The organism is Planctomycetota bacterium, assembly GCA_016207825.1.
GTDB lineage: Bacteria > Planctomycetota > MHYJ01 > JACQXL01 > JACQZI01 > JACQZI01.
Genome location: JACQZI010000037.1, coordinates 48638 through 53034, shown reverse-complemented (window position 1 = coordinate 53034; position 4397 = coordinate 48638). Strand labels below are relative to the sequence as shown.

Annotated in this window: 2 protein-coding genes; both read right to left on the bottom strand. The window is 46.1% G+C overall.

All coding sequences use genetic code 11. The features are described 5' to 3' along the window. The coding region (locus HY811_11515) for a hypothetical protein (GenBank protein ID MBI4835428.1) at positions 1-2076 on the bottom strand (2076 nt) is incomplete at its 3' end. A 198-nt stretch (positions 2077-2274) separates the two neighbouring features. Beyond that, a complete protein-coding gene (locus HY811_11510) occupies positions 2275-4269 on the bottom strand; it encodes a sigma 54-interacting transcriptional regulator (protein ID MBI4835427.1) in 1995 nt (664 codons plus the stop codon). Positions 4270-4397: the final 128 nt, after the last annotated feature.

Sequence of the window (4397 nt, the reverse complement as noted above, 5' to 3'; positions counted from 1 at the left end):
CTTGGGAGTGGTTGTTACCTGCCAGCGGTTCATGTTGAGGTAACACGTGCCGTTGGTAAAATTACCTTTGCTGATAAAAGTATCACCTGCGTCCCAGAAGCCGTTAGTATTCGTATCGCACCAGACCTGGACTTCTATCTTTGAATCCGGGCAGGCGATGTTGGTATATGTCTTTAAACCTTTATCTATACGGAATCTTTTCCATAAAGCCGCACCAGAAATAGTTTTCATTTCAAACTTTACATAAGCAACGGATTGTCCCATCTGAACCGCCCGATCAGCCTGAGTCAAACTCGTCCAGTTGGTGGTGGTAACAGCCGTCCCTCTAACATATTCCATCCCCCAATCGGAAAGGAGCGGGGTATTGAGACCATCGGAAGTTGAGAAATTACCTCTTAGTTTAATACCGGTAATATTGTCAAATGTCGCCGGATAAGCCGCCATAAGATCTGTGCCAGCAGGAACATTCGCCACTAACAGGGAATTATTGGAAGAACTCAAGACGTCAACGGTTAAGATGGTATTGGCCGGGGTGGTTTTGGTATAAGTAACGAATCCCCAGTAAGAAACGCCGGCAGGCTGAATCGCGCCGGAGATATAAGTGCCCGGGGACGGGTATAGAATGAAATTAGCGGAAGCGGCCGGGTTAGAACTGCCTGAAAGAGAAATATAATCTATCCGAATCCGGCCCGCACCGCCGGCGCCGCCATTATATGCGGATGTTCCTCCGGCGCCTCCTGTTGCCGCGACCAGCGATGCGCCTATCGTAACAGTAGCAGCTGTTAGATAAATTGAGCCGCCGCTTCCTCCGCCGCCACCACCGGAATAGCTTACTCCATTATTGCCAGCCCCTCCTTTGGATTGAACAGATCCGCTAATAATTATATTGGCGGCTTTAATAAATATTATTCCTCCGCCGTTACCGCCTGTTCCTCCCTTTATAGTATCCTTATCCCCTCCCGCGCCACCGGCACTGCCCAAATATAATTTTGACAGGTCTGATGTCCCAACAGTTCCGGCACCGCCGCCGCCGCCGCCATTAGAGCCAGCAGGGCCGGCGTTTCCTCCTCCTCCTCCCGAGGCGTATTGGCCGGTATTTCCAGAAGCGCCATTATTGTATCCTTGGCCATAATTACCGGCAGTTCCGTAACCACCGCCTCCAGCGCCACCGCCGTAAGTAAATCCGCCTGAAGATCCATAACCGCCGCCGCCACCGCCACTGCCAACGGTTCCCCCAGCGCCCAAGCGAGTTAGCCCGCCACCGCCGCCTCCTCCCTGGAGTGAAGAGCCGTCAACCCCGCTATTTCCGCCTTTCCCGCCTTGGCCATTATAGGTTTCGCCGCCATAGCCGCCTTTATAACTGCCTGCTTCAGCCACACCGCCAATAAACCCTTTGGCATTCACGCTGATTGAACCGGTAACGGTGACTGTTCCGGTCGCCCGGAAAAACAATGCCCCTCCTTTAGTTCCATCCCAACCGTTAGCATTTAAGACACGCCCTGTAGCCACGGTGACATCCGTATAATTCGGCACCCGTTGAACCATTATTTTCTGGGTTGCGGCATCGCCGTAGGTATTGGAGACAGGCTGGGTAAATGTAATCGTGTTGGCATTTATCGCGGAGATTTTTTTAGTCTCGTAATTACCCACATTCGTATAATCACCGGAAGTTCCTTTGAGGTTAATAATCAGGATTTCATCATTGATAGCCAAACCGTTTGGAACGGCTGATAATATAACAGAGCTATCCGCGTTATTTATCACGCCGTTTGAGGCATCAGCGGAGAAATTAACCGCATCGGCGATACCTGCCCGGCCGGCCTGCTGGGTCTGGGTATTGATGTTAAAATCCGCGGCTGAAACATTCAACGCTCCATCCGCGCCATTACCGGTATCAATAGACACCAAAAGAGTTACATCGCTGCCGCCTGTAGAAGTCATAGTGCTGTTAAAAGTGCCGGATGTGAAGGTGGTTTCGGACCAGGAATCGCTGTAAGCGAAATTCCAATGACCAATGAGCAATGACCAAACAATGACCAATGAGCAAATCCCAATGACCAATTTCCTGATTTTCATATAATTTTCATCCTCTTTTGCGCCTTAGCGGTTAATATCTGTATTTCAATGTATAGCAAATAACGTGCCAAGGCATGGTTATTATCGCGGAATGGATAAAATCGTATAACTTTATGCGGAGTAAGTGGTTAGGACAAGGTAATTAAATTAGGCGGGGCAGAGTTTTGATAGCAAGTGACAACTAAAGTTGACAGATGTCTATTTTTGTCCACTTTCTCTCCGGTCCGTAGAGATTTTGAGCTCCCTCATTTTCTTATAGAATCCCCAACGGGTAAGCCCCAATTCCCGGGCGACCACCGTAAGGTTAGCCGGGTGTTTTTGGATGGCATTTTGGATAAACCTCTTCTGGAAATCACGGGTTGCGTCTTTGAGTATTCGGCCAGAGCAACTAAACGAGGTTGTCCCCCGATAAGTTCTGATTGTTTCAGAAAGCATTGTTTCTGTAATTGTTTTAGCATCAGGGTATAAAACACAAATACGTTTTATCTCGTTTTCAAGCTCTCTTACATTCCCAGGCCATGAATAAGCAACCAGAAGCGCTAAAGCGCTGGGAGAAATATTTAAGTTGTTAGTAGTTAGTTGTTGGTTGTTAGTTTTAAGAGACCTATATTTAGCGAGGAAGCGCTGGGTTAGTAGAAGGATGTCATCTTTACGGTCGCGCAAGGGCGGTAAGTTAATCACAATAGTATTGATACGATAGAATAAGTCTTCACGGAATAATTTGTTTTTGACCATCTGCTCAATATCCTGATTGCTGGCGAAGATAAAGCGGGTATCAACCGGAATAGGTTTTTGTCCGCCCACTTTCCAGAGAAGTTTTTCTTCCATAACCCGAAGTAATTTTTGCTGCATAGACGGAGACATATTACCAATTTCATCTATAAAAAGTGTGCCGCCTGAAGCGAGTTCAATATAGCCTTTTTTCTCTTCGGTTGCCCCGGTAAAAGCGCCTTTGGCATGGCCGAAAAGTGTGCTTTCTATAAGTGTTTCTGGAAACGCTCCGCAATTAAAAGGAAGGTAGGTTTTATTTACACGTTGGCTATTTGCATGTATAGCATTGGCAATAAGTTCTTTGCCTGTTCCGGTTTCCCCCTGAATTAATACCGGTAAATCTGTCAGGGCAATTTTCTCAACTAATTGCCATGTTTCTCTCATCGCCGCAGAATTACCGATAACCATATCTTTACCGGCGGAGGTAACGTAATGCTGATTGATAGTTTGAGTAATAATTTTCGGGATGGACGGCGTATTATTTTTCTCAGGAAGTTTCAATTTCCAATAAAACTCATCAAATTCTCTGATCTTTTCGTATAACCAGACAATATCCACTTTCTTTAAGAGTGGTTTTATTTGCTTTTCTAACCTCGCGGCGTGTGTCGGCTGGTCTTCTAATAAATAGTACTTGCCTAAAAGCAGGATGGATTCACAGGTCATATCATCAAATTTAAGCGCCCGGGCGGTTCGGTTAATCCGGGATAATAAGACCCAAGCTGTTTCTAATTGGCCGGCGACTAAGTCAATCATTGCCAGATGGATTTGGGCTTCCAGGCCACTGCGCTCGAGATGAAGCTCGTCGCTTAAGGCAACAACCTGCTGAAAAGACTGCCGCGCCGGGGCATACTGTTTATTGGCGACTTCATATTCCCCTTTAAGATGGTAATAATCAATCAGAAATCCCTTATTACTAACCGATGACAAAATGGGAGATAACTTTCTCTCCAGAATCTCCCAGACGACCGACAGGTCATTTTGGAGTAAAAAGCAATAAGCCTGCCCGAGAAAAAGGCTGAAATATTCTGATTGTTTGGTGGTGCCGAATTGATATTGATATGTCCGGTAATACCGCTCGGCTTTCTGGAATTGCCGAAGCGCCTGCCCGGTGGCACGGATACCAATAAAACTATGACCCAGTATTAAGGAAGCATCAAATAATTCCACCGGCGGTAAATGGTCTTTAACGGCGACAAGTGTGGCTTTATAAAAGGAATCAATCGAACGGGAGTAATCCATTAATTGGTAATAAGCATACCCCAAACGGTAATACAAGAGGTATTTTTCGTTGGGAGAACCGGTGAGGTGAGCAATATTTTTCAGACACCATTCGCCTATCCGTTGGGATATCCGATAATCACGCCGTGTATTCGAGGCTTTTATCCGTTCCAGATAATCGGATAATCTTTTTCCGGTTTTCATGATATTGGTTATACAGGAAAAAAGATTGCTTGTCAAGTTCAGAATATATTTGAAACAAGGGATATGAAACAAAAAGGGGAAACGGAGCCGTTATTCCGCTTCCCCTTTTACAAAAACAACTAACTTGC